We start from the raw sequence: 25,586 nt of genomic DNA, 5'->3' as shown, positions 1-25,586 counted from the left end.
AAGTTGACAGGCGCGCTCGAGATGACCGCGCGCTGGACCCTATGCAAGGAGATCTATTTCGTGATTAACGCTCAACTTGGTCGTCGGATTTCCGCCGCGGCACTCGCCACGGCCGCCGGGCTGGCGCTGGCCGCCTGCTCTTCCGACGAGGAAGAGAACAACGCCCCCGACTCCGCCGCGACCACCCAGGCGGAATCCACTGAGGGGTCCGAGGGCGGGGACAGCGCGACCCCGGAGCAGCCGACCGCCGCGGACCTGAACGCCGTGTTGGCCACCGCCACGGATCCGGCCGCCTCCGAGGAGGATAAGGTCGCCACCGTCCAGGGCGGCGAGACCGCCCCCGAGCTCTTCGAGACCATGGCCGCCTCCAAGGCGGAAACCGGCGCCACCTTCGAGGTCGTCGACCCGGTCCTGCCGGGCTACGCCCCGCAGTCCGTGCTGGCCACCGTGAACTTCAGCGTTCCGGAAGAGCCCGGCCAGACTGCTGACAACGTCGAGTTCGTCTACGAAGACGGCAAGTGGAAGCTGTCCCAGTCCTGGGCCTGCACCCTGATCACCAACACCGTCGCCCCGGAGCAGGTTCCGGCCATGTGCACCGACGGCACCGTCGAAAACAACGACGGCGCAGTCAGCGAGCAGTAAGCCCGCCCGCTACCGCGCAACGACGCAGCCGAAGACCCCCCGCCATAGCGGCCGGGAGGGTCTTTCGCTGCCTGCGGGCAGGGCGTTTTAGGAAAAGTCCAGCGCGGTAGCCGAGGTCTGGATGACGCGCACGTCGGATTCCGGCGTGCCGTAGGTGATCTTGGTGTGCATGCTGACGTTGCCGGCAACCGGCAGGGGCTTGCCCAGGTCCACGGTCAGCGAGCCCTCGCTGTTGGTGCTCGAGTCCAGCACCTTCAGCTCCTGCCCCTCCAGGTCGGTGCCCTCCGCCTGGCCCTCCAGCGACAGCGCGCCCAGCGACGGGCGCTGGTGGATCTCCACGCCCAGCTCCGCGCGGCCATCCGCCAGCGATTCCAGCGTGAAGGTCGTCTCCTGCAGCAAGACGGCCTCGCCCGGAACGCGCGATTCCACGGTCCAGGTCGCGCCGGGGCCGATCTCCTCGTCCGGGAACACCACGGGCAGGGCCGTCAGCTTGGTGATGGCCTGCTCCGTAATCGCCCGCGCGTTATCCGTGGATTCCTGCGGGGCGGCCAGGCGCAGCGAGGTCATCTGGCCGTTGTCCTCGGCCCGCCAGCCAAACTGGAACCCCTCGGCCGAGGAGATGTCGGCGTCGCCGTCGAAGCCGGGCTCGCCCACGGTGAAGAAAGCGTTGCGGGTAGCCGGCGCCTGGCCCTCGGTGGCCTCGGAGGCCTCCTCCACGGAGCCGGTCAGCGGCAGGTGCGTGGTGGCGGTGTCGATGTCCTCGGCGCGGAAGTCGGCCGCGGCATCGGCCTGCAGCACGTCCTGCTGGAAGCCTTCCGTGATATCCAGGTTGAGCTCCTGCTCGGAGTCGATATCGGCGAAGGTCAGCAGCTGCTTGTCGCCCTGGCCGGTGGATTCGACGGTGACCCGTGGGGCATCGACAGCCATGCCCACGGGCTGCTCCACAGCCGGGCCGGGGGCTTGGTAATTGCAGCCGGCCAGCAGCAGGGAGGTAACTAGGACAGCGGGGATAGCTTTAACACGAAACACGTATTCCAAATTACCGGATCGATACGTTTACAATGGACCGGGTGAGCCCAACTAAAAGGAGAAATCTCGGATTAATGGCCACCATTGTGGTGGCGGTGGCAGTCCTCGACCAGGTGACCAAGGCGATCATGCTGGCGTGGCTCGACGAAGGCGAAGCCGTCGCCGTCATCGGGGACTGGTTCCGGTTCTTCCTCGTCTTCAACCCCGGGGCCGCCTTCTCCATGGGAGGGGAGGGGTCGACCTGGCTGTTCACCACCATCCAGCTGGCCTTCGTGGTGGGCGTGGCCATCGCCGCGCCGCGGATTAAAGACCCCGGCCAGGCCGTCGGGCTGGCGATGATCGCCGGCGGGGCCCTGGGCAATTTCATCGACCGCATCGCCCGCGAGCCGGGCTTCTGGTTCGGTCACGTCGTGGATTTTATCTCCGTGGGATCCTTCGCCGTGTTCAACATCGCCGACGCGGCCATCACCGTCGGGGTGGTCGTCTTCATCGTCGCCATGTTCTTAGAGGAAAGGAGCCAAGCCCGTGCACAGGGAGAGTAGAGCACTGCCCGTCCCCGAAGGACTCGCCGGTATGCGGGTCGATGCCGCCCTATCCAAGCTGCTCGGCTTCTCCCGGGCCACCGCGGCCCAGCTGTGCGCGGACGGCGACGTCACCGTCGACGGCAAGCCGCAGAGCAAGTCCGACCGCCTGCTGGAGGGTGGCTGGCTGGACGTGACCATGCCGGAGCCGCCCAAGCCGCTCATGCCGACCGAGGAGCTGGTCGAAGGCATGGACATTCTGTATTCCGACGACGACGTCATCGCCGTGCACAAGCCCGTCGGTGTGGCCGCCCACCCCACCGTCGGCTGGGAGGGCCCCACCGTCGTCGGGGGCCTGGCTGCCGCCGGGTTCCGCATTTCTACCTCGGGCCCGCCGGAGCGCAAGGGCATCGTCCAGCGCCTGGACGTGGGCACCTCCGGCGTGATGGTGGTCGCCGCCAGCGAGCGCGGCTACTCGGTGTTAAAACGCGCCTTCAAGGAGCGCACGGTGGAAAAGACCTACCACGCGCTGGTCCAGGGCCTGCCCGATCCCATCGAGGGCACCATCGATGCCCCCATCGGCCGCCACCCGTCCGCCGGCTGGAAATTCGCCGTCACCGAGGACGGCAAGCCGGCCGTGACCCACTACCAGCTCATGGAGGCCTTCCGGGAGGCCAGCCTGCTGGAGGTCCACCTGGAGACCGGCCGCACGCACCAGATCCGCGTGCACATGTCCGCCACCGGGCATCCGTGCTGCGGGGATCCGATGTACGGCTCCGATCCCAACCTCGCGCAACGCCTGGGGCTTATCCGCCAGTGGCTGCACGCGGTCAAGCTGGGCTTTTATCACCCGGTCAGCGGCCGCTGGATGGAAATCACCGCGCCCTACCCGGACGATCTGGCCCACGCCCTCGACGTGGTGCGCGGATGAATGGCCGCGGCTGGGCAGTCGTCGGCGTCGCCGCGGTCGGGGTGGTCTGGGCGGCCGGCGCCTTCGGCGCGCAGCCTACCGCGCCGCTGCAGGGCGACCAGCTCGGCCCCCAGGCGGGCGAGGACCCCGGCGCCTACATCACCCGCGCCGACGGCCTCCTGGCAGAAGCCGACGATGCCACCCCGACCTACGCGCTCGTGACCTTCCAGTCCGCGCTATCTGTCCAGGACGCCGCCGATGTCGTGGAGCCGGCCGGGCGCGTCAACGCGATGCTGGTGGGCGCGTCCGAGCCCATCGCCCTGCCCGAACCGGTCGCCGGGGCGGACCGGGCGGACGTCTTCGACGCCGCGCTGGACCAGACGCAGGCCGGGCTGGACGGGGTCGGGCGCGTCGAGGTGCCCCGCGAGCTCAGCGCCGTGGTGGTCTGGGACACGGGCGAGGTCCTGCGGGCCGTCGCCGCGGCGCCGGAGGTGGCCGCCGTGGAGCCCGCGCCCGACGATGCCGCCTGGGGCAGCTTCGCTATTCGCCCGCCGGGCGCCCTGTAACCCGGCTCGCCCTGCGCGGCCGGTGGCGCAGCAGGTCGATGAGGTAGACCGCCACGGCCACCCAGATGATGATGAATCCGACCCAGCGCTCCGGGGGCATGTGCTCCTGGGTGACGAACAGCGCCCAGAGCATCTGCATGGTCGGGGTGATGTACTGGAGCATGCCGATGGTCGCCAGCGGCAGGTGCTTGGCGCCCTGGGCGAAGCACAAAAGCGGCAGCGCGGTGACCAAGCCGGCGCTGATAAGAAGCAGCGGGTGCAGCGGGCCCTGGTTGAAGAAGGTGCCCTGGCCGCCGGCCTCGAGGTAGATGAGGTAGCCCAGCGCCAGCGGGACCATGACCAGGGTCTCCGCCGCCACGGAGCCGGTCGAGGAGACCGAAATCTTCTTCTTGAGCAGCCCGTAGATGCCGAAGCTGAACGCCAGCGCCAGCGAGATATACGGGGTCTGGCCCGTCATGAAGGTCAGCCAGAGCACCGCCACCGCGGCGATGATGACCGCCGCCAGCTGGCCGCGGCGCAGCTGTTCCTTCAAGAAGATGATGCCTAAGCAGACCGCCACCAGCGGGTTGATGAAATAACCCAGGGCGGCGTCGGCGACGTGGTTGGTGTTAATCGCCACGACGTACACGCCCCAGTTGATGGTGATCGCCACGCCGCAGGCGGCCATCCAGCCCCAGGTGCGCAGGCTGAAGGCTTTGAGCTCCCGCCAGCCGCCGGTGGCCAGCAGGTAGGCGCCGACGAGCACGGCGGTCCACACCACGCGGTGGGCGAGGATCTCCAGCGGGTCGGCGGGCAGCAGGAGCGGGAAGAAGGCGGGGAAAAATCCCCACATCAGGTAGGCGGCGAGTGTATACAGCATTGGCTTAAAAGGTACTCCTCCCGCGCCGGACGGGCCGTCTTGACGCACCGGCTAGAATAGCCGGCATGGTCAAAAACTCCTCCTTCGTCCACCTGCATAACCACACCGAGTTTTCCATGCTGGACGGCATGGCCAAGGTGGATCTGCTGGCAGAGGAGGTCGGCCGGCAGCAAATGCCGGCGGTGGGCATGACCGACCACGGCAACATGTTCGGCTCCGACGCCTTCTACCGCCGCATGACCGGCGCAGGCATCAAGCCGATCATCGGCATCGAGGCCTACATGGCGCCGGGCTCCCGCTTCAACAAGAAGCGCCAGCTGTGGGGCAACCCGGACCAGAAGCGCGACGACGTTTCCGCCTCCGGCGCCTACCTCCACCAGACCATGCTGGCGGAAAACGCCACCGGCCTGCAGAACCTGTTCAAGCTGTCCTCGCTGGCCTCCTACGAGGGCCAGCTGGGCAAGTGGCCGCGCATGGACGCCGAGCTTATCGCCGAGCACGCTGACGGCATCATCGCCACCACCGGCTGCCCCTCGGGCGACGTGCAGACGCGCCTGCGCCTGGGCCAGTTCGACGAGGCCCTGGAAGCCGCCGCGATGTGGCAGGACATCTACGGCAAGGACAATTACTTCCTGGAGCTGATGGATCACGGGCTCGACATCGAAAAGCGCACCCGCGACGCCCTGCTAGAAATCGGCCGCCGCCTGGACCTGCCGCCGCTGGTGACCAACGACTGCCACTACGTGCTGGAGTCCCAGGCCCCCAACCACGAGGCCATGCTGTGCGTGCAGACCGGCAAGACGCTCAACGACCCGGATCGCTTCAAGTTCGGCGGCTCGGGCTACTACATCAAGTCCGCGCAGCAGATGCGCGAGATCTGGGACGAGATGGTCCCGGACGGCTGCGACAACACCCTGTGGATCGCCGAGCGCGTCGGCGACTACAGCAAGGTCTGGGAGGAACACACCCACGACCGCATGCCGATCGCGGACGTGCCGGAGGGCTACAGCCCGACCTCCTGGCTGACCCACGAGGTCATGGAGGGGCTCAAGGCGCGCTTCCCCGACTCCGAGGTGCCCGACGAGTACATCAAGCGCGCCGAGTACGAGATCTCGGTCATCGACATGAAGGGCTACCCGTCCTACTTCCTCATCGTGGCCGAGCTCATCAAGCACGCCCGGTCGGTGGGCATCCGCGTCGGGCCGGGCCGTGGTTCCGCCGCCGGCGCCCTGGTCGCCTACGCGCTGACCATTACCAATATCGACCCCATCGAGCACGACCTGCTCTTCGAGCGCTTCCTCAACCCGGAGCGCCCGTCCGCGCCCGATATCGATATCGACTTCGACGACCGCCGCCGCGGCGAGATGATCACCTACGCCGCCGAGCGCTGGGGCGAGGACAAGATCGCCCAGGTGATCACCTTCGGCACGGTCAAGACCAAGCAGGCCATCAAGGACTCCGCGAAGGTGCACTTCGGGCAGGAAGGCTTCCAGATGGCCGACCGCATCAACGCGGCCCTGCCGCCGGCCATCATGGCCAAGGACATCCCGCTGGCCGGCATCACCGACCCGGAGCACGAGCGCTACTCCGAGGCCGCCGAGGTGCGCAACATGGTCGAATCCGACCCGACCGTCCGCCAGATCTACGACACCGCCCGCGGCCTGGAAGGCGTGGTCCGCCAGGCTGGCGTCCACGCCTGCGCGGTGATTATGGCCTCGGTGCGGCTGATGGACCACATCCCGATGTGGAAGCGGCCGGCCGACGGCGCCATCATCACCGGTTGGGACTACCCGGCCTGCGAGGCCATCGGCCTGCTGAAGATGGACTTCCTGGGCCTGCGTAACCTCACCGTCGTCGGCGACGCCCTGGAAAACATCCGCAAAAACCGCGGCGAGGAGATCCACCTGGAGGACCTGCACGCCGACGACCCGGCCGTCAGCCGCGTCTACGACCTGCTCTCCCGCGGCGAGACCCTGGGCGTGTTCCAGCTGGACTCCGGCGGCATGCAGGAGCTGCTCAAGCGCATGAAGCCGACGGGCTTCAAGGACATCGTGGCATCGCTGGCGCTCTACCGCCCGGGCCCGATGGGCGTGAACGCCCACTGGGACTACGCCGACCGCAAGAACGGGCGCAAGGAAATCACCCCGATCCACCCCGAGCTGGCCGAACCGCTGAAGGAAATCCTGGACGAGACCTACGGCCTCATCGTCTACCAGGAGCAGATCATGCGTATCTCCCAGAAGGTAGCCAACTACACGGCCGGCGAGGCCGACGGCTTCCGTAAGGCCATGGGTAAGAAGAAGCCCGAGGTGCTCGCCCAGCAGTACGAGAAGTTCTCAGGCGGCATGTTCGACAACGGCTACTCCAAGGACGCCGTCGATGCCCTCTGGGGCACCATCGAGCCGTTTGCGTCGTACGCGTTCAACAAGTCCCACGCCGCCGGCTACGGGCTGGTCTCCTTCTGGACCGCCTACCTGAAGGCCTACTACGCGCCGGAGTACATGGCCGCGCTGCTGACCTCGGTGGGCGACAAGAAGGACAAGTCCGCCATCTACCTGTCCGACTGCCGCCACCTGGGCATCAAGGTGCTGCCGCCGGACGTCAACGAGTCCGACGTCGACTTTCAGGCCGTCGGCGAGGACATCCGCTTCGGCATGGGCGCCATCCGCAACGTCGGCGCGGACGTGGTGGAGTCTTTGATTTCTACCCGCCGCGAGAAGGGCGCGTTTACCAGCTTCTCCGACTACCTCGACAAGATCGAGCTGGCTGCGTGCTCCAAGCGCGTGACCGAGTCGCTCATCAAGGCCGGCGCCTTCGACTCCCTGGGCCATCCCCGCAAGGGGCTGATGCTCATCCAGGAGGACGCGGTGGACTCGGTGCAGACCACCAAGAAGGCCGCGGACAAGGGCCAGTTCGACCTGTTCGCGGGCTTCGGCGGCGACGACTCCGAGACCGCCAACGCTTTTGCCATCGAGGTCCCGGACGAGCACTGGGAGCGCAAGCACGAGCTGGCGCTGGAGCGCGAGATGCTGGGCCTGTACGTCTCCGGCCACCCGCTGGACGGCTTCGAGGAGGCCCTCGACGCGCAGACCGACACCCCGCTGCCCAAGATCCTGGCCGGCGAGGTCCGCGACAAGCAGGAGCTGCTCATCGGCGGCATCATCTCGGGCGTGGACCGGCGATTTTCCAAGAAGGACGGCTCGCCCTGGGCCATCGTCACGGTGGAGGACCACCACGGCGCGCAGGTGGAAATCCTGGTCTTTAACAAGGTCTACTCCCTGGTCGCGCCGCAGATCGTCGAGGACAACATCATCCTGGCCAAGGTCCAGGTCAAGATCCGCGACGAGCGCATGTCCCTGTTCTGCAACGACATCCGCGTGCCCGATCTCGGCCCCGGCAACGGCGCCGGCCTGCCGCTGCGGCTGACGATGCGTACCGACCAGTGCACCATGGACAACATCGCCAAGCTCAAGCAGGTGCTGTCCAACAACCGCGGCGAGTCCGACGTCTACCTGACGCTGACGTGCGGCGACGAGTCCACCATGATGATTTTGGGCGAGGATCTGCGCGTGGAGCGCTCCGGCAACCTGATGGGGGATTTGAAGGCGACGATGGGCGCGGGCATCCTCGGCTAGCCAGCGCGGGTGAATATAAACGTCGGGGCGGAGGCCCTCCTCAGTTAATGTAGACAGCACAGTCTACTAGGAACGAAGGAGAGCCTCCCATGGCCAACAAAATTCGCACCACCCACGTCGGCTCGCTGCCGCGCACCCCGGAACTGCTGGAGGCCAACCATAAGCGGGCCCAGGGCGCCATCAACGACGAGGAATTCCACGCCATCCTCGAGCGCTCCGTCGACGAGGTGGTCAAGCGCCAGGTCGACCTGGGCCTCGACATCATCAACGAGGGGGAGTACGGGCACATCACCTCCGGCGCCGTCGACTACGGCGCCTGGTGGAACTACTCCTTTACCCGCCTGGGCGGGCTCACCATGACCGACACCGACCGCTGGGCCAACGGCGAGGTCGTGCGCTCCACCCCGGGCAACCCGCGCCTGACTTCCTTCCCGGACCGCCGCGACCGCGCGCTGTTCTCCGAGGCCTACGAGGATCCGGAGTCCGGCATCTTCACCGGCCGCTCCAAGGTGGGTAACCCGGAGTTCACCGGCCCGATTACCTACATCGGCCAGGACCAGGTCGACGCGGACGTGAAGCTGCTGCGTCAGGTCATGGACAAGGCTGGCGCCACCGAGGGCTTCGTCGCCGCTCTGTCCCCGGGGTCCGCGGCCCGCCTGAAGAACAAGTACTACGACGACGACTTCGACGTCGTGCGCGCCTGCGGCGAGGCGCTGAGCCACGAGTACAAGGCCATCACCGACGCCGGCTTCACCGTCCAGTTCGACGCCCCCGACCTGGCCGAGGCCTGGGACCAGATCAACCCGGAGCCGTCCGTGGAGGACTTCCGCGGCTTCGTGCGGGATCGCATCAACGTGCTTAACGATGCCATCCGCGATCTGCCCGTCGACAAGACCCGCCTGCACATCTGCTGGGGCTCCTGGCACGGCCCGCACGTGACCGACGTGCCGTTCGCCGACATCATCGACGAGATCCTGCAGGCCAAGGTTGGCGGCTTCTCCTTCGAGGGGGCGTCCCCGCGCCACGCCCACGAGTGGCGCGTCTGGCAGGACCACGAGCTGCCCGAGGGCACGGTCATCTACCCGGGCGTGGTCTCGCACTCCACCAATGCCGTGGAGCACCCGCGCTTGGTGGCCGACCGCATCATCAAATTCGCCGAGCAGGTCGGCCCGGACAAGGTCGTGGCCTCCACCGACTGTGGCCTGGGCGGGCGCCTGCACCACCAGATCGCGTGGGCGAAGCTGCAGTCGCTGGTCGAGGGCGCGGAAATCGCCTCGCGCGAGCTGTTCTAGCAGCTAAGTTATCCACAGCCCCCGCCTGGTGCGGGGGCTGTTTTTGTGCCTAACGATGCCTCCCTGCGGCTACCTGGTCACGTTGCTCCATTTTTCGGCCCTTAGGCAGGTGGCGCGGAGAAAAAGGGCGTTTTCTGCTGTTTCGGGCCGCGTGCAGGATGGTTAGTTTGTTCCGAGTTATCCACAGATTGGGTTTTCGGGCCTTGTCGGGGTTGACGTGTGCTTCTAGCGTGTGGGGCATGACAGCAATGACAGCCATGGACACTTTGAAAGCAGCGCACTCAATCTTCGCGGACGGGATCCAGTATTTGGGCCTGTGCCGCGAGTTGAGCCTGCCTGCCCTGAAGGCTGTCATGTCGGACGTTGCCGCAGCCGCGCACCATCGCGCCTGCCAAACCTTCTTCGGGCACACTACGTATACGAGGAAGCAGGCCGCCGCGAGGAAAGGCGCCGCGGAATCCGGACACCACCTGGACACGTTGCTGGTGTTGGATAACGCCTTCCGCCGGGTACGCCACAAGGACCACGCCTGGGCGATGCTCATAGAACTCTGCAACACGCCTGGCACCACCAAACAACTCCGCCGCCTGGCCAACAAGAAGGTCCTGGAGCTTAACCGCCCGGCACCGCCGGCCGAAGGTGTGCGCGTGACCCGCCGCAAAGACGGACCCAGCACGTTTTCGGTGACCGGGGACCCGGAGCTGGTGGAATACCTCTGGGCGTCAATTAAGACCATCCCGGATGTCGAGGCACTGTTTAGCGGCGGACTGGAGAAGCAGCCCAAGGCCACGCACGTGGTCATCTCCCTGCCCGACTGGGTGCGCATCCTGTCCGGTGATGGGGACGAGATCACCCTGCGGCTGAGCAACGGGACCACCATGACTGGGGCCGAGTACGTCCGCCAATGCTTGCTGGATGCGGGCCTGGCCACGTTGGTGGATCCTAGGCGCGGGCCGGTCAACCAGTACCGCTACCAACGGCATGCTTCACCCAAGCAGAATGACATGGCGAAGGCGGAGACCACCACCTGTGCCTGGCCGAACTGCCGTAAGCCGGCCGATGAGTGCCAGGTGCACCACATCCACCCCTGGGCCGATGGCGGAGAAACCAACCAGGAGAACCTGACACTGTTGTGCGAGTTCCACAATTCCTGGAATGATGACGAGCCGGCCTACCCCAGACACGGAAGGGTCAACCGAAGACACGGCAAGGTGACATGGGACCCGCCCTGGGGTGGCGGCCCCTAGACCCGCCACGAGACCAGGCTGCGAGAGGGCACCCCAAGGGACAAACCCAGCCAAAAGACGCGAAAAGGCGCCACGGACCACGTCCGTAGCGCCTACTCGGCGTGCCTTAAGTCCTTAGAACTTAACGCCGGCCTGCTTCAGGAGATCCTTGAGCGGGTTGAGAATAGCCGGGTTGATCTGGGCGAGCATCACGGTGGCCTGAACGATGCCAGCCAGCAGCGCACCCACCACAGAGACCCACGACATGACTTCCTTGAACTTTGCGGTCGTCTCGACGCTGGAGCCGAACATGGTATCGGGCTCCTCGTCCTTGCCGTCCGAATCGCCGCCCGTCTGGTCGCCGCTATCGGAGTCGCCGTTGGCCTCGGGGTCCTCAGGGTTCCCGGAGTCACCGGCGTTGCCGGTGTCCTCGCCCTCGCCGGTGCCGTCGCCCTCAGCGGGGGTTTCGGTAGCGGTCGAGGTGGGGGCCGAGGTGTCGGTGGCCTCTTCGGCCATGGCGACCGGGGAGACGAGCCCGAAGGTGACAGCAGCGGCAGCGACAAGGGTGGTGCTAAGGCGAGTGCGGCGCATGGTGGAAACTCCTTAAAAACAAGACGAGAGCAACGATGACAAATATCCTCAGATGAATTTATCAGGTTGTTTGGAGATGTCTACCCCTGCGGTCTCAATAGTGGGCCAGGGCACCCAGGCGCTGGGGATTGTCTGTCAAACTATAGGTATTGCGCCACGGCCGCCAACCGGCCCGCTAGAATAAACCGACATGACGCAAAACTTCGACCCCATCCGAGCATCCGACGTCCAGCTGGCCCAGTCCCGCATTTCGTCCGAGATCGCTCCCACCCCCTTGTACTACTGCCCGCGTCTGTCCCAGATTACGGGCTACGAGGTCTACCTCAAGCGGGAAGACCAGCAAGACGTGCGCTCCTATAAGATTCGCGGGTCCTATTTTGCGATTTCCAACCTGTCGGAGGAGCAGCGCGCCGGCGGGGTAGTGGCGGCATCGGCGGGCAATCACGCCCAGGGCGTGGCCTATGCCTGCCGCACGATGGGCATCAAGGGCAAGATCTTCGTGCCCGGCCCCACCCCGAAGCAGAAGCGCGACCGCATCAAGGTCCACGGTGGCGACGCGGTCGAGCTGGTCGTCGTGGGCGCCAACTTCGACGAGGCGGCAGCCGCAGCCCGCGCCGACGCCGAAGCCCGCGGTGCGACCATGATCGAGCCCTTCGATGCCCGCGACACGATCACCGGCCAAGGCACCGTCGCCGCGGAGATCGTCTCGCAGCTGTCCGCCCAGGGCCGTAGCCTCGACGCGGTCGTCGTCCCGGTGGGCGGCGGCGGACTGCTGGGCGGCATCGTGAGCTACTTGGCGGACATGTCCCCGCGCACGCAGGTCTACGGCATTGAGCCGCAAGGGGCGGCATCGCTGACCGCGGCGCTGCGGGCGGGCGAGCCGGTCACCCTCGACGAGATTGATCCCTTCGTCGATGGCGCGGCCGTCGGGCGCATTGGTTCGCTGCCCTTCGACATCGTCAGCCATAACCGCGAGCGGGTCAGCTGTGACACGGTCTCCGAGGGCGCGGTGTGCACGGAGCTGCTGGAGCTGTACCAGAACGAAGGCATCATCGCCGAGCCCGCCGGCGCCCTGTCCGTGGCCGGCCTCCAGCTTGTCGATGCCCCCGCCGGCTCCACCGTCGTCTGCATCATCTCGGGCGGCAACAACGACGTGCTGCGCTACGCCGAAATCATGGAACGCTCCCTGGTCCACCGCGGGCTCAAGCACTACTTCTTGGTCAACTTCCCGCAGGAGCCCGGGCAGCTGCGCGCGTTCTTGGAAGAGATCCTGGGGCCGCACGACGACATCACCCTGTTCGAGTACCTCAAGCGCAACAACCGCGAGACCGGTGCGGCGCTGGTCGGCCTCCAGCTCGGGGAGGCCGTCGGCCTGCCGGGCTTGCTGGCCCGGATGGAGGAGTCGCGGATTAAGTGCCAGCGCCTGGAGCCGGGCACGCCCGAGTACGAATTCCTGGTGTCTTAATGGAGCGCTACCCGCTGCCCGCGGCCGGGAAGGTCACCGAGCACGAAGTAGAAATCAAGCGCTCCCGCTTCATCGCGCTAGTTACGCGGGCGCAGAATGAGGACGAGGCGCGCGGTTTCATCGCGAGTGTGCGCGAGCGCTTCCCGGACGCCCGCCACCATTGCAGCGCCTACGTCTACTACCAGGACGGCGCGCAGCCGGTGGAGCGTTCCTCCGACGACGGCGAGCCGTCCGGCACCGCCGGCAAACCCATGCTCGACGTGCTCAAGGGCAGCGGCATGCTGGACGTGTGCGCGGTGGTGGTCCGCTACTTCGGCGGCATCAAGCTGGGCGCCGGCGGGCTGGTGCACGCCTACGGAGGCACGCTCAGCGAGGCCGTCGCGCAGGTAGACCGCGTGACCCGCGCGCAGCGGGAGCTGTACACGATCGAGGTGGAGCACGCCGAGGCCGGCCGCCTCGAGGCGGAGCTGCGAGCCCGCGGCTACGACGTCCGCGACACCCAGTACGGCGCCGCGGTGACCTACACCTTGGCCTGCGCGCCCGGCAGCCGGGACGGCCTGGAAGCCGAGCTAGCGGCGCTGACGCAAGGGCGCGTGGCCCCGCGGGCCGGCGGGCGAGCCTGGGTGGAATTACCTGGTACGTGAGGTAGAATAGCTAGCCATGACCATGCAGCGACGTCCCAACAATCCGATTGAAGCGCGCAAGCAAGCAGTCCGCAAGCACTCCCGCAACGGCCTCATCTCCGTGGGCGCCGGGGTCGGCGGCGGCGTTCTGATGACTATCCTGTTCGGCAACCCGGGCTTTTGGTTAGTGCTCGGCCTGGTGGTGGCTGTCGTCGGTGGCGCCGCCAACTTCCTCAAGGTGCGCAAGATCATCAACCAGAACTACAACAACTACTAATTCATGGATAACCAGCCTGCTGGTAGGCCGGTTCGCATCGACGCGTGGGTCTGGGCGGTGCGCATGTTTAAAACCCGTTCCGCGGCCGCCGATGCCGTCAAAGCCGGCCACGTCAAAATCAACGGCGAGGCCGTCAAGCCCGCGCAACAAGTCGTCCCCGGCGACCGCGTCCGCGTGTGGAAGGACCACCACGAATACGACCTGGAGGTGCTAGCCACCGTGCGCAAGCGTGTCGGGGCGCCGGTCGCGCGCACCTGCTACACCGACCACGCGCCGCCGCCCCCGCCGCGACAGTTCCAGCCGTCGGTGCCCGTTCGCGCGAAAGGCGCGGGGCGGCCCACCAAGCGGGAGCGCCGCCAGATGGAAAAATTCCGCGGCGGCTTCCGCTAGCCTAGCCGCGCAGCTGCTTTAAGCGCCCGCGCAGGCGCTTGGCGCGATCGGCGCGGTTGCCGGTGCGCGCGGTGGCATCGATGTGCGCCTGCCCGAAGCGGTTGAGCAGGAGATCGTCGACCAGCCGGATATGGCCGGGGCGGAAACGGTACTGGAAGGCCTCCTGCAGGGAGGCGATGTCTTCGTCGTTGAGCAGCTCCTGGAGCTGGCGCACGGTGGTGACCCCGTTGAGCTCGAGCAGTTCCGCCAGCCAGCGGTAGTGATCCGAGCGTGACCGCGGGAAGCGCGAGCCCAGCAGCATGGTGAGAATCCCCGGCAACGTCTCTGCGGTGACCACGACGTCTTCGGTGGTCTCGGTGCGCGGGCTCTTGAGCGCGGCGATCTCGTCGAATTGCTGATCGGCGAGCTCGATCAGCCCGGCGGCCAGCGTGAACAGGCGGTCCACCTGCGGCGAGGGCGGGTTCGGGCCCTGCTTGTAGCGGATGTCGTGCTCGAACTCGGCCCAGGCGTGCTGCAGGACGGTGCGCACCTGCACCTCGAAGGTGAAGCCGCGGTAGGCGGCCAGCTCCTCAATGGCGTCGGTCACCCGCAGCACCAGGTGGTGCGAGCCGTAGCCGAAGCCGCCGGAAATCCGCGTCTGCGCCGCCTTGTCGACCGAGCGCAGGACCTCGAAGGACTCGCTCAACACGTCGATGGCCTGCGGGATGGCGGTGGAGTGGAAGACCGTCGCGCGCACGCCGACCAGATCGTGGATATCCTCCCACGGGTGCGGGTAGACCGGCTCGCCGTCGGCGTTGCGCTTTTTCGCCTTCGCCTTGAACGAGGACCAGCTCTTCACGCGGGCGGAGACGTGATCGAAGATGACGCCGGCATCGTTGAGCAATTCTTCGATGGCGGCATGGAAGTCCGCGGCGGCGTGCGGGTGCTGCCGGTTCCAGTCGTGGTAGCGGTTGCCCAAGCGGGCCACGGGGCGGCTCCTTTCCCTAAATGCTTAAAAGTCGAGGCAGTAGTCCTGCGGAAACCCCTGCACCAATAGTAACGGCACCGACGACAATTGCACCCGATGCCGCGGCCGCGTTTCCTGCGCCCGCCGCGCCCAGGCCGTGGCCTCCTGGTGGCTTACCCCGGCCAGCGCAAGCACCGTGACCGGGTCGGGCACGAGGTAGACCAGGCGCTCGGCGGCCAGGATGTTGCACAGGTGCTCGTCGAGCAGCAGGAAGGCGCGCGGGTGGGCCAGCCAGGAGCTAATCGGGTAGCGCGAGGTGGCCACCTGCACACCGTTGGGGCAGCCGGGGCCGAGGACCGCGCTGGCCGGCCGCATCCAGAACTGGGTGCCGTACTCGGAGCGGGAGGCCTCCGCCAGGTTGATGGCGGCGAAATCCCATGCGTGTTGGATGGACACTCCCAGCTCGTCCAAGCCGCGCTGGCTGACGTTGATGCCGCCGTCGGAGGTTTGGCACCGCAGCGTCATCGACCAGTTCTGTGACAGCGGCAGGGTGGCCACGGAGTCGCAGAAGCCATCGTCGGACAGGCCGGTGTTACTGGTCCAGCGCTGGCGGACCAAGCGGGGCAGGAGACCGTCTAGGCTCAGCTCCGGGTGCGTGGCGGGGTGGATGGCGGTGGTCACGACTACTCTCCTGACGGGTCGGCGGGAATCCCTGACGAGTAGTTAGACTGCGCCGCGGCCGCAACGGTTCCCTAGAACGGAGGTTCCTCGCTCAACCCCACGGCATCGAGGAGCTCGTTGGCGCTCCAGAAGGTGATCTCCTGGCCCTTGTCGCGCAGCTCCTCGGCACGCTTTTCCTTGGATGTCTTCTTCGCCCACGTGCCGACGACCAGCAGGGTGGTCTTTTTCGTGACGTTCTTGCCGATCACGCCGCCGCGCTCGGCGATGGCGGACCACAGCTGGCCCTTGTCGAAGGGCTCGAAGTCGCCGGTCAGCGTGACGTGCTGACCATAAAGCGGGCCTTGCGGGTCGGCGTCGTCGTTGGGCTCGGGGATGGTCTCCGGCGTGGCGACGGTCTTCCAGGGGGCGGGGCGGCGCGCGCCGGACTCGCGGGTCTGCGAGCGGAAATCCGTGCCGGCGCCTAGGTCGGCCGCCGAGGTCGGCGCCACGTTGTCCTGGAGGACCGGCATGACCTGCTCGGCAGACAGCGCCCCCAGGCGGAAGCCGCACTCGTCGAAGAGGCCGGCGATGCCGCCGGTCAGCCCCAGCTTCTGCGCCAGGCCGGCGACGATGACCCCGGCGGCGCGGGCGTCGGCGCAGGCGTCGTGGTGGCTAAAGGACTCCATCCCGCACGCCGCGGCGACGGTGGGCAGCTTGTGGTTGGCCACGTCGAGCACCCCGCGGGCGGAGCAGTAGCGCGCCAGCGCCAGGGAGCAGGCCAGCTGCCAGTCGGGGACCTCGCTGGAGGTGGCCTGCAGGGCGGCGTGCAGGGCGCTGGAATCGAACTGCGCGTTGTGCGCGACGAAGACGTCGCCGCCCACAAAATCCACCAGCTCGGCGGCGACGGTGGCAAAGGGGGCGGCATCGGCGACATCGGCGGCCGTGATGCCGTGGATGGAGATGTTGACGTCGTCGAAGTCGGGCCAGGTAGCCGGCGGCTGGCACAGCCAGGTTCGGGACTCGGTCTCGCGGCCGTCGCGGAAGCGGACCGCACCCAACTGGCAGATAGACCCCCAGTGCCAGTTGGCGGTTTCGACGTCGACGGCGGTGAAATCCAGCCCCGGCACGCCCGGGTCGTGCTCGCCGCTTTGGGCGGCGGCGATCAGCGCGCGGATGGCCTCGGCGTCCTGGTGCGGGTCGACGGGGATGGTCACGTCCGTGCCCTCCAGCGCCACCCAGCCCTGCGCGGTGGCGGTGGGCTCGCGCACGCTCACCCCGTTGATGTCGGCGAGCGGGACCGAGGTGGTGGCCGGCTTCCCCAGGCTCAGCGACAGTACGGAGTGGTGGATCTCCACGCTGGTAGCGGTGACATCGACGAGGGCGCCGTGGGCTTTAACCGACACTAAAATCAGGGCCTTTCCAAGCAGGAACTAATCGAGAACGGGCGGCTCCACCTGCTTGAGCAACAGCGTGGAGCGCGGTTGCACATCGATGGTACCCGCTGCCGGGATGAGGATTTCTTCGGTGGGGTACCCGCCGGGGTGTGCGGTGTCGACCACCAGTTTCCACTTCGCGCCGAGATCCTGGGTGGGCAGCGTGAACTCGATTTGCTCGTGGTGGGCGTTGAAAATCATCACGAAAGAGTCGTCGACGATCTTCTGGCCGCGGGCATCGGGCTCGCTGATCGCGTTGCCGTTTAAATAGACCATCAGGGATTTGCCGAAGTCGTGGTCCCAGTCGTCCTGCGTCATCAGCTTGCCCGAGGGTACGAGCCAGGCGATGTCGCGGTCGCGCGCGTCGGTGCCCAGCGGGCCGCCGGCCAGGAAGCGGCGGCGCCGGAAGACCGGGTGGCGGTGGCGGATGCCGATGAGCCGCTTGGTGAAGCCGTAGAGCTCGGAGTTTTTCTCTTGATCCAGCAGCGACCAGTCCATCCAGGCGATCTCATTGTCCTGGCAGTAGGCGTTGTTGTTGCCGGACTGGGTGCGGCCGAATTCGTCGCCGTGGCTGAGCATCGGCGTGCCCTGGCTCAGCAGCAGCGTGGTCAGGAAGTTGCGCTGCTGGCGGCGGCGCAGGCGCTGGATGTCCGGGTCGTCGGTGGGGCCTTCGGCGCCGTGGTTCCAGGAGCGGTTGAAGGACTCGCCGTCCTGGTTGTCCTCGCCGTTGGCCTCGTTGTGCTTGTCGTTGTAGGAGACCAGGTCGGCGAGGGTGAAGCCGTCGTGGGCGGTGATGAAGTTGATGGAGGCGGTCGGGCGACGGTCGTTGTTGCCATAGAGATCGGAAGAACCGGTCAGCCGGGAGGCGAATTCGCCGAGGGTGGCCGGCTCGCCGCGCCAGAAGTCGCGGACGGTGTCGCGGTACTTGCCGTTCCACTCGCTCCAGATCGGCGGGAAGTTGCCCACCTGGTAGCCGTCATGGCCGACGTCCCAGGGCTCGGCAATGAGCTTGACCTGGCTGACCACCGGATCCTGCTGGACCAGGTCGAAGAAGGTGGCCAGCTTGTCGACGTCGTTGAGCTCGCGCGCGAGCGTGGCCGCCAGGTCGAAGCGGAAGCCGTCGACGCGCATCTCGGTGACCCAGTAGCGCAGCGAGTCCATGATCATCTGCAGCGAGGACGGGTGGCGCACACTCAGCGAGTTCCCGGTGCCGGTGTAGTCCATGTAGTACTCGGGGTTGTCATCGTCCAGGCGGTAGTAGGCCTGGTTATCGATGCCCCTAAACGCAATGGTCGGGCCCATATGGTTGCCCTCGGCGGTGTGGTTGTAGACCACGTCCAAAATGACCTCGATGCCGGCGGCGTGGAAGGCCCGCACCATCGTCTTGAACTCGGCCACGGCCTCGCCGGGCTTGCGGGCGAAGGCGTAGTCCTGGTGGGGCGCGAAGAAGCCGAAGGTGTTGTATCCCCAGTAGTTGCGCAGGTCCAGCTCGCGCAGGCGGTCGTCCTGGAGGAACTGGTGGACGGGCATGAGCTCCACGGCGGTCACGCCGAGGTTGCGCAGGTAGTCGGTCACCGCCGGGTGCGCCATGCCAGCGTAGGTGCCGCGCAGGTGCTCCGGGACGCCGGGGTGCTGCATGGTCATGCCCTTGACGTGGGTCTCGTAGATGACGGTTTCGTTTTCGGGCGTGTGCGGGCGGCGGTCCCCGCGCCAGTCGAAGAAGGGGTTAATGACCACCGAGTACATGGTGTGGCCGAGCGAGTCGGAGGTGTTGCGCCCGGTGCCGGGATCCTCGGCGTGGATGTCGTAGGAATACAGCGCGGCGTCCCGGTCGAATTCCCCGGTGAAGGCGCGGGCGTACGGGTCCACCAACAGCTTGGAGGGATCGCAGCGCAGGCCGGCCTCGGGGTCGTAGGGGCCGTGGACGCGGTAGCCGTAGCGCTGGCCGGGCGAGACATACGGCAGGTAGCAGTGCCAGACGTGGGCGCTGACCTCGGTAAGTTCGATGCGCTCTTCCTGGCCGGCGGCATCGATAAGGCAAAGCTCTACCTTGTCGGCTACCTCGGAAAAGAGGGCGAAGTTGGTACCGGAACCGTCGAAAGTGGAGCCCAGCGGCGAGGGGGAGCCGGGCCAAACTTGGGTGATCTGGGGGCGGTGAGTTGCGCTCATGGCTGCTTAGCTTAATGCCAACCGGGCGCTTTCACCTGTCGAGCGAATCGATGCCCGCCAGCACGATGTCCACCGCCCGCGCGAGCTTGGCAGCCCCGGCCTGGAGATCTGCGCTGTCCTCTGCGTCCTCGCTACCGGTGGCCGCCTGGAATTGCAGCAGCGACTGCTCCAGGGTGGTAGAGCCTAAGACCAGGTGGACTACCGACTCGGCGCCGAGCTGGCGGGTGGCATCGTCAGCGCCGTGGCCGGCGCTACCCAGCGCGGCCTTGAAGCGCGCCACGAGCTGCTCCCAGGCCAGCGAGTGCGGCTGGGACAGGGCCGCGGAGACGACCTCCGCGCCATCGCGGTGGGCCAGCAGGCTAGCGCGCAGGCTCAGGCTGAGTTCGGCGGGGGAGGTACCGGACAGGGGTGCCAGGATGGCATCGGAAAGCGCGGAAATCAGGCCCTGTTTGTTGGAAATATGCCAGTAAAGCGCCCCTGGGGCTACCCCCAAGGATCCCGCGACGCGCCGCATGGTGGTGTCTGCCAGTCCGTAGGTATCTAGCAGGTCAAGGGCGGCTTTGATGATGGTCTCGCGGGATAACTGCACGGTGACCCAGTCTAGCGGGCCGGCTCTGCGCGGGCCAGAAGCCCCGCGTTCACAGGTTCCTATGACCAAACTGTAACTGTCCTGCCACACAAAGGTTGTTATGATATTCGACGTTAAGGGTGTACTGCCGCTGCGTTAGGGTAGCGCCCCCCGAAAGCCTGTAGTCCCTCAAATCGTCAGGAGAAACGTTGTCCCTTTTCACCCCGTCTAAGATGTCCGTTGCCGCGCTTGCGCTGGTCGTTCCACTGACCCTCACGGCTTGCGGTTCTGACGAGGAAGACTCCACCGAGGCTGCTCCGTCGACCGAGACCGCCACCAAGGAGGCCCCGAGCTCCAAGGCCAAGGACGAGGATAAGGACAAGGACGCCGAGAAGTCCTCCGAGGCCAAGGATAAGGACAAGGACAAGGATAAGGACGCCGAGAAGTCCGCGCAGGGCAAGGAGCGCTCCGCTGCCAACCAGGACGGCGGCAACGGCGGCGGCGACCAGGCCGCGGCGGCCGAGTCCCTGGTCGACCCGTTCGAGGGCGGCGACCCGCTGCAGGGCCAGGCCGACATCGCCCCGGTCGAGAGCGGCCAGGCGGCCGACGGCGCCGTCTCCGGCGAGATCAACGGCCTGGTCCGCGGCCTGTACGACCAGCAGGACATGCGCTCGTTCATGCGCTACATGCCGGATCACACCTGCCAGCGCGTGCTGGACGCGCAGCCGGAGCTGCGCAACGCCGATTACAGTCAGATCCCGCAGGTCTCCATGGACGAGGCCAGCAACGGCCAGTGGAAGAACACCTTCGTCCAGGACATCCGCGACATCCAGGTCAAGGACAACACCGCCTCCGCCACCGTGGAGGTAGCCACCCCGCAGGGGCCGGACACCACCACCATGCGCTTTGCCAACGAGGGCGGCAACTGGACCTTCTGTAACTAGTAACGCCCGGCAGGGTAGCCTTGAAGGCTATGTTGAGCCGCTCGTTTACTCCACCCCGCAGCGTCGGTTTCGCTGCGGGGTTATTCGCTTGCGTAGTCGTGGTCTTCGGCGTCGCGGGCATCTTGTGGGGGCTATGGCGCCCGCGCGTTGCCCTCGCGGAGCTGCCCGAAGGCGGCTTCGGCGTGGACTTGGGCTCGGCGCCGGCGGTGGCGATGCTCAGCTACACCGTGATTACCGGGGTTGCCGGCACGGTCACCGGGGTGCTGGCCTTCACGCGGGGCGCGCGTTTCCGCGGTTTAGGCACCTTGCTGTGGGTGGGCGTGTGCGCGCTGGCCGGGGCCGCGGCCTTCGTAGTCTTTTCCGGCCTCCTGGCGCCCACCGAGCCGCCCGCGATGGTCGACGGCGCGGAGTTCGTCCCGCCCTTCCCGCTCGGGGTAGCCCTGTTGGCCGCGCCCTTTATGGCGATGTTCGGCTACTGGTCGGCGGCGTTTGTCAGCGGCGACGACGCCTGGGAGGCCCAGCCGGCCCAGGAAGCCCCGGCCGCGGCCCCGGCTACGGCCGGCGACCACCACGCGGCCTAGTTGGGCCACTTGACGGGGGAGACGCCCACGACGTCGCGGGCAATCGAGTCGAGCCCGTAGAGGATGTTGTGCAGCCCGATGCCGATGTGCTGGGTCAGCTGCGCGTCCGTGAGCCCCTCGGCCGTGACGACGGAATAGTCGATGTGGACGTCGACGGTGCTCTCGGCATCTGGGTCCGCGTCCTCCGCGTCGGCCGAATTCAGGTGGCAAAACGCCGACGATGCCTCCGTGGTGCGGTTCCAGTCGTTGCAGGTCAAAAACAGCTTGGAGAATTCCGCGGCCGGCAGCTGCGGCTCCCAGCGGCCGTTGATGACCACGGAGGGGCCGGAGTCGATGGCGAAGCTGACCAGGACCTCGTTGATCCAGGCCAGGACGGGGCCGTCTTCGAGGCCGTGCTGGTTGACCACCCCCATCTGGCGCAGGCGCTCCCGCAGCCGCGGGTAGCTCACGGGCGTCGGACGCTCGCTGTCGCCTTCGGCCGACTCCGGAACCCAGCCGGCCCAGCTGGCGTGCGCGCTGCGGCCGGGGGCCTGGTCGACCTCGGGGAAATGATCGATGAAGAAGTCGAAGGCGGCGCCGGCGTTGGAGAGGGCCCGGATGAGGCAGGACTCCAGCTGCGCGGTGGTCAGGCCCTGGTGGCTGACGATCGCCCCGTGCCCGGAGAGGGTGAGGTTTTCCAGGCCGCTGTGCTCGAAGACCATGGTGGGGGTGAAGCAGTCGTGGTTCCACTCGTTGAGCGCCTGGGCTAGGGCATCGATGGCGGAAAAGGCAATGGGGCCGTCGAATTCCAGCCGGCAGTTGATGACGGCGGGGTTATCCGGGTTGAGGGAAAAGGTCAGCCGGCAGTGCGGGCTGTGGTGGTAGACCAGCTGGGGCTGGGGCCCGTCAGCCCAGCGCAGCGGCAGTCCAATCTCCTGGGCGCAGGAGTAGACCCGCGGCAGATCGACCGGCGCCAACGAGTCCGGGTAACCGGGGCGGGGGGAGGTGGTCAACGCCTAACACCTGCTTTCTATTCGGTCTGTTTGGCGCCCGGGGCAGCGGCGCCGGCCGGGTGGGGGCGAAAAATCGGTCGTGCTCCAAGTCTATCTGGTGATACAGGCCCGGCACTGCGAAATTGCTCCTAAGATGGTCTCTACTACCGTTTTGGCCCTTTGAGGAGGCATAAGATTGCTCAATACCATTGATTTGCGGAATACCGAGCTGACGACGTCGGCGCTGCGGAAGGTTTTGCCCCGCGGCGGCGTCAACGTCGAATCGGTGGCCGGCACCGTCGCCCCCGTCGTCGAGGCGGTGAAGGAGGGCGGCGAGTCCGCCGCGCTGGACTACGGCGAGCGCTTCGACCACGTCCGCCCGGCGGCGGTAAAGGTCCCGGCCGCGGCTATCGATGCCGCCGTTGAGGTCCTGGAGCCGCACGTTCGCGCCGCGATCGAGGAGGCCATCGCGCGCGTGCGCAAGGTCCATGTTGAGCAGGTTCCGCAGCCGCACACCACCCAGCTGGGCGAGGGCGCCACCGTCACGGAGGTTTTCGCCCCCATCGAGCGCGTGGGCCTCTACGTGCCGGGCGGGCAGGCGGTCTACCCCTCGTCCGTGGTGATGAACGTGGTTCCGGCGCAGGCCGCCGGGGTGGAATCTCTGGTGGTGGCCTCCCCGCCGCAGGCTGATCACGACGGACTGCCGCACCCGACGGTGCTGGCCACCTGCGCCCTGCTGGGCGTGAAGGAGGTCTGGGCCGTCGGCGGCGCCCAGGCCGTCGCGCTGATGGCCTACGGCGACGACGCGGCGGGCCTGGAGCCGGTCGACATGATTACCGGCCCGGGCAATATCTTCGTGGCCGCGGCCAAGCGCCAGGTCTCCTCGTTTGTCGGGGTGGACGCGGAGGCCGGCCCGACGGAGATCGCCGTGCTGGCCGACGACAGCGCGGATCCCGTCTTCGTGGCCTATGACCTGATTTCCCAGGCCGAGCACGATCCGATGGCCGCCAGCGTGCTGATTACCGACTCGGAGTTTCTGGCCCAGCGCGTCGACGAGGAGATCGAGGCGCGCTACACCGCCACGGCCAACGCCGAGCGCGCCGCCGAGGCTCTGCGCGGGAAGCAGTCCGGGATCATCCTGGTCGACGACATCAACGCCGGCATCCGCGTGGCCGACGCTTATGCCGCCGAGCACCTGGAGGTCCACACCCGCAACGCCCGCACCGTCGCGGAGCGCATCCGGCACGCCGGCGCGATCTTCGTCGGCGAGTTCTCGCCGGTGCCGCTGGGCGACTACGCGGCCGGCTCCAACCACGTCCTGCCGACCTCCGGCACCGCGCGGTACAGCGCCGGGCTGTCCACGCACACCTTCCTGCGCCCGGTCAACCTCATCGACTACGACGAGACGGGCCTGAGCGAGGTAGCCAGCCACGTCATCGCCTTCGCCGACGCCGAGCGCCTGCCCTTCCACGGGGAGGCCATCCGCGCCCGCACCGAACGCTAAACCGCCAACTGCCACCCACACCGACCCTGTCAGAAAGGCTTGTCGTGTCCTTGTCCCTGGAAAACCTTCCCCTGCGCCCTGAGCTGCGCGGGCGCAGCGCCTATGGCGCCCCGCAGCTGACGGTGGCCAACCAACTCAACACCAACGAAAACCCGTACCCGCCCTCCGCCGAGCTGGTCGAGGAGCTGGTCAGCGAGGTCCGCCGGATCGCGCCGCAGCTCAACCGCTACCCGGACCGCGACGCCGTGGAGCTGCGCGAGGCCCTGGCCGACTACGTCACCGAGCGCACCGGCGTGCAGGTGGCGGCCGCCCAGGTCTGGGCGGCAAACGGCTCCAACGAGGTCCTGCAGCAGCTGCTGCAGGCTTTTGCCGGCCCCGGCCGCAGCGCGCTTGGCTTCACGCCGTCCTATTCCATGCACCCGGTGCTCTCCGCCGGCACCCAGACCGAGTTCCTGGAATGCCCGCGGGGCGCGGACTTTCGCATCGATATGGAGGCGGCGCTGAAGGCCATCGCGGAGCACCAGCCAGACGTGGTATTCGTGACCACGCCGAACAACCCGACCGGCGACGTCACGGAGCTCGGCGACATTGAAAAGCTGGTCCAGGCCGCGCCGGGCATCGTCATCGTGGACGAGGCCTACGCGGAATTTTCCGAGGGCCCTTCGGCCGTGCGCCTGCTGGCCGACTACCCGGAGAAGCTGGTCGTCTCGCGCACGATGTCCAAGGCCTTCGATTTTGCCGGCGGCCGCCTGGGCTATTTCGTGGCCGACCCCGCCTTCGTGGAGGCGGTCATGCTGGTGCGCCTGCCGTACCACCTGTCCGCCCTGTCGCAGGCCGCGGCCCTGGTGGCGCTGCGCCACCGCGCGGCGACCCTGGAGACCGTCGCGAAGCTCGCGGCCGAGCGCGACCGCGTCGTCGCCGGCCTGCGCCAGCTGGGCTACCGGGTCGTCGACAGCCAGTCGAACTTCATCTTCTTTGGCGAGTTTGGCGATCAGGCCGCCGCCTGGCAGGCCTTCCTCGACCGCGAGGTGCTCATCCGCGACGTGGGCCAGACCGGTTTCCTGCGGGCGACCGTGGGCCTGCCGGAAGAAAACGACGCCTTCCTCGCCGCGGCCGCACAGCTGACCGACTACCAGACCGACGCAGAGAAAGGACGCGACGCATGAACCAGCCGGAACCCCGCCGCGGGAAGGTCACCCGCCGCACCAAGGAATCCGACATCACGGTGAGCGTGAACCTCGACGGCACGGGCCAGTCGACGATTGACACCGGCCTGCCGTTTTTCGACCACATGCTCACCGCTGTGGCCACCCACGGCGGCTTCGACCTGGAGGTGAGCGCGAAAGGCGACATCGACGTCGACGCGCACCACACCGTCGAGGACACCGCCATCGTCTTCGGCCAAGCCTTCGCCGAGGCCGTAGGGGACAAGCGCGGCATCCGCCGCTTCGGCTCCCAGCTTTTGCCGATGGACGAGACCCTGGTCGAGGCCGTCGTCGATCTGTCGGGCCGCGCCTACTTCGTCATGCACGGGGAGCCGGAGCACCTCCAATGGCAAATCATTGGGGGCCACTACGCTACGGTTATCAATAGGCACTTTTTTGAAACCTTTGCCGCCCACAGCAAGACCACCCTGCACGTCAACGTCCGCTACGGCCGCGACCCCCACCACATCACGGAGGCCGAGTACAAGGCAGTCGCCCGGGCACTGCGCCAAGCGGTAGAATCCGATCCGCGCGTGGACGGCATACCATCGACGAAGGGAGCGCTGTAGCCGCATGTAC

At 67.1% G+C, this 25,586-nt stretch carries 25 protein-coding genes; 16 read left to right on the top strand and 9 right to left on the bottom strand.

What is annotated here, in order from left to right; all coding sequences use genetic code 11:
• Window positions 1-60 precede the first annotated feature (60 nt).
• Complete coding sequence (locus tag ACEE23_RS05185) at window positions 61-642, top strand: hypothetical protein (protein WP_368519046.1); 582 nt, start codon at window positions 61-63, stop codon at window positions 640-642.
• A gap of 87 nt (window positions 643-729) precedes the next feature.
• Here ACEE23_RS05185 and ACEE23_RS05180 read toward each other — a convergent pair whose 3' ends face one another.
• Window positions 730-1,671 (bottom strand): hypothetical protein, encoded by a 942-nt coding sequence (locus tag ACEE23_RS05180; RefSeq protein ID WP_368519047.1) that lies wholly within the window; start codon window positions 1,669-1,671, stop codon window positions 730-732.
• 32 nt (window positions 1,672-1,703) lie between these two features.
• On the opposite strand from ACEE23_RS05180, the gene lspA reads away from it, so the two are divergent.
• Genes lspA through ACEE23_RS05165 form a run of 3 tightly spaced genes read left to right on the top strand, consistent with a single transcriptional unit; the run spans window position 1,704 to window position 3,668 of the window.
• Entirely contained in the window at window positions 1,704-2,213 is a 510-nt protein-coding gene (gene lspA, locus ACEE23_RS05175) for a signal peptidase II (protein WP_409338165.1), read from the top strand.
• 31 nt (window positions 2,214-2,244) lie between these two features.
• Window positions 2,245-3,123, top strand: a complete 879-nt coding sequence (locus ACEE23_RS05170) for an RluA family pseudouridine synthase (protein ID WP_368521475.1) — start codon at window positions 2,245-2,247, stop codon at window positions 3,121-3,123.
• Window positions 3,120-3,668: a hypothetical protein gene (locus ACEE23_RS05165; protein ID WP_368519050.1), complete on the top strand. Its 549-nt coding sequence runs from the start codon at window positions 3,120-3,122 to the stop codon at window positions 3,666-3,668. The genes ACEE23_RS05170 and ACEE23_RS05165 overlap by 4 nt, the downstream gene beginning before the upstream one ends.
• Here the strand turns inward: ACEE23_RS05165 and rarD are convergent.
• Entirely contained in the window at window positions 3,643-4,527 is an 885-nt protein-coding gene (gene rarD / locus ACEE23_RS05160) for an EamA family transporter RarD (RefSeq protein WP_368519051.1), read from the bottom strand. The two genes, ACEE23_RS05165 and rarD, sit on opposite strands and share 26 nt — an antisense overlap.
• A 65-nt stretch (window positions 4,528-4,592) precedes the next feature.
• Between rarD and dnaE the strand changes: the two genes are divergently transcribed.
• The 3 genes from dnaE to ACEE23_RS05145 all read left to right on the top strand — a co-directional run bounded on the left by dnaE (window position 4,593) and on the right by ACEE23_RS05145 (window position 10,701).
• The gene (gene dnaE, locus ACEE23_RS05155; protein WP_368519052.1) at window positions 4,593-8,162 is read left to right on the top strand and encodes a DNA polymerase III subunit alpha; all 3,570 of its coding nucleotides are present in this window, start codon (window positions 4,593-4,595) and stop codon (window positions 8,160-8,162) included.
• Between the two features lie 89 nt (window positions 8,163-8,251).
• Window positions 8,252-9,454, top strand: coding sequence for a cobalamin-independent methionine synthase II family protein (locus ACEE23_RS05150; RefSeq protein ID WP_368519053.1), 1,203 nt, complete (start codon window positions 8,252-8,254; stop codon window positions 9,452-9,454).
• Window positions 9,455-9,693: 239 nt separating this feature from the next.
• Window positions 9,694-10,701 (top strand): HNH endonuclease signature motif containing protein, encoded by a 1,008-nt coding sequence (locus tag ACEE23_RS05145; RefSeq protein WP_448872347.1) that lies wholly within the window; start codon window positions 9,694-9,696, stop codon window positions 10,699-10,701.
• A 114-nt stretch (window positions 10,702-10,815) separates the two neighbouring features.
• On the opposite strand, the gene ACEE23_RS05140 is transcribed toward ACEE23_RS05145, so the two are convergent.
• The gene (locus tag ACEE23_RS05140) at window positions 10,816-11,271 is read right to left on the bottom strand and encodes a hypothetical protein (protein ID WP_368519055.1); all 456 of its coding nucleotides are present in this window, start codon (window positions 11,269-11,271) and stop codon (window positions 10,816-10,818) included.
• Window positions 11,272-11,461: 190 nt separating this feature from the next.
• On the opposite strand from ACEE23_RS05140, the gene ilvA reads away from it, so the two are divergent.
• From ilvA to ACEE23_RS05120, 4 genes are read left to right on the top strand one after another with little or no spacing between them, the layout of a single operon-like run.
• The gene (ilvA, locus tag ACEE23_RS05135; RefSeq protein ID WP_368519056.1) at window positions 11,462-12,736 is read left to right on the top strand and encodes a threonine ammonia-lyase IlvA; all 1,275 of its coding nucleotides are present in this window, start codon (window positions 11,462-11,464) and stop codon (window positions 12,734-12,736) included.
• A complete protein-coding gene (locus ACEE23_RS05130) occupies window positions 12,736-13,380 on the top strand; it encodes a YigZ family protein (protein WP_368519057.1) in 645 nt (214 codons plus the stop codon). The genes ilvA and ACEE23_RS05130 overlap by 1 nt, the downstream gene beginning before the upstream one ends.
• A gap of 16 nt (window positions 13,381-13,396) precedes the next feature.
• Complete coding sequence (locus ACEE23_RS05125) at window positions 13,397-13,636, top strand: hypothetical protein (protein WP_070769540.1); 240 nt, start codon at window positions 13,397-13,399, stop codon at window positions 13,634-13,636.
• A gap of 3 nt (window positions 13,637-13,639) precedes the next feature.
• Window positions 13,640-14,026: an RNA-binding S4 domain-containing protein gene (locus tag ACEE23_RS05120; protein ID WP_290222382.1), complete on the top strand. Its 387-nt coding sequence runs from the start codon at window positions 13,640-13,642 to the stop codon at window positions 14,024-14,026.
• Window position 14,027: 1 nt separating this feature from the next.
• On the opposite strand, the gene ACEE23_RS05115 is transcribed toward ACEE23_RS05120, so the two are convergent.
• The 5 genes from ACEE23_RS05115 to ACEE23_RS05095 form a co-directional block, all read right to left on the bottom strand.
• Complete coding sequence (locus ACEE23_RS05115; RefSeq protein ID WP_368519058.1) at window positions 14,028-14,993, bottom strand: GTP pyrophosphokinase; 966 nt, start codon at window positions 14,991-14,993, stop codon at window positions 14,028-14,030.
• 24 nt (window positions 14,994-15,017) lie between these two features.
• Complete coding sequence (locus tag ACEE23_RS05110; protein ID WP_368519059.1) at window positions 15,018-15,653, bottom strand: hypothetical protein; 636 nt, start codon at window positions 15,651-15,653, stop codon at window positions 15,018-15,020.
• A gap of 71 nt (window positions 15,654-15,724) precedes the next feature.
• The gene (locus ACEE23_RS05105; RefSeq protein ID WP_368521674.1) at window positions 15,725-17,035 is read right to left on the bottom strand and encodes an exonuclease domain-containing protein; all 1,311 of its coding nucleotides are present in this window, start codon (window positions 17,033-17,035) and stop codon (window positions 15,725-15,727) included.
• Window positions 17,036-17,062: 27 nt separating this feature from the next.
• Complete coding sequence (gene glgX / locus ACEE23_RS05100) at window positions 17,063-19,234, bottom strand: glycogen debranching protein GlgX (protein WP_368519061.1); 2,172 nt, start codon at window positions 19,232-19,234, stop codon at window positions 17,063-17,065.
• A 31-nt stretch (window positions 19,235-19,265) separates the two neighbouring features.
• Complete coding sequence (locus ACEE23_RS05095) at window positions 19,266-19,823, bottom strand: TetR family transcriptional regulator (RefSeq protein ID WP_368519062.1); 558 nt, start codon at window positions 19,821-19,823, stop codon at window positions 19,266-19,268.
• Window positions 19,824-20,035: 212 nt separating this feature from the next.
• Here ACEE23_RS05095 and ACEE23_RS05090 point away from each other — a divergent pair, with 212 nt between their 5' ends.
• Together ACEE23_RS05090 and ACEE23_RS05085 are read left to right on the top strand one after the other, a co-directional pair.
• A complete protein-coding gene (locus tag ACEE23_RS05090) occupies window positions 20,036-20,746 on the top strand; it encodes a hypothetical protein (protein WP_368533848.1) in 711 nt (236 codons plus the stop codon).
• Window positions 20,747-20,844: 98 nt separating this feature from the next.
• Window positions 20,845-21,327: a hypothetical protein gene (locus tag ACEE23_RS05085; protein WP_448872352.1), complete on the top strand. Its 483-nt coding sequence runs from the start codon at window positions 20,845-20,847 to the stop codon at window positions 21,325-21,327.
• Here ACEE23_RS05085 and ACEE23_RS05080 read toward each other — a convergent pair.
• Window positions 21,324-22,319: a hypothetical protein gene (locus tag ACEE23_RS05080; protein WP_368519065.1), complete on the bottom strand. Its 996-nt coding sequence runs from the start codon at window positions 22,317-22,319 to the stop codon at window positions 21,324-21,326. The genes ACEE23_RS05085 and ACEE23_RS05080 overlap by 4 nt on opposite strands.
• A 175-nt stretch (window positions 22,320-22,494) precedes the next feature.
• Between ACEE23_RS05080 and hisD the strand changes: the two genes are divergently transcribed.
• Genes hisD through hisB form a run of 3 tightly spaced genes read left to right on the top strand, consistent with a single transcriptional unit; the run spans window position 22,495 to window position 25,576 of the window.
• Window positions 22,495-23,802: a histidinol dehydrogenase gene (gene hisD / locus ACEE23_RS05075; RefSeq protein WP_448872354.1), complete on the top strand. Its 1,308-nt coding sequence runs from the start codon at window positions 22,495-22,497 to the stop codon at window positions 23,800-23,802.
• A 44-nt stretch (window positions 23,803-23,846) separates the two neighbouring features.
• Window positions 23,847-24,968 (top strand): histidinol-phosphate transaminase, encoded by a 1,122-nt coding sequence (locus ACEE23_RS05070; protein ID WP_409338164.1) that lies wholly within the window; start codon window positions 23,847-23,849, stop codon window positions 24,966-24,968.
• The gene (hisB, locus tag ACEE23_RS05065) at window positions 24,965-25,576 is read left to right on the top strand and encodes an imidazoleglycerol-phosphate dehydratase HisB (protein WP_368519067.1); all 612 of its coding nucleotides are present in this window, start codon (window positions 24,965-24,967) and stop codon (window positions 25,574-25,576) included. Before ACEE23_RS05070 ends, hisB begins: the two co-directional genes overlap by 4 nt.
• Window positions 25,577-25,586: the final 10 nt, after the last annotated feature.

This window comes from Corynebacterium sp. 32222D000AT (assembly GCF_053546955.1).
This window is presented reverse-complemented; position numbering and strand designations above follow the sequence as displayed.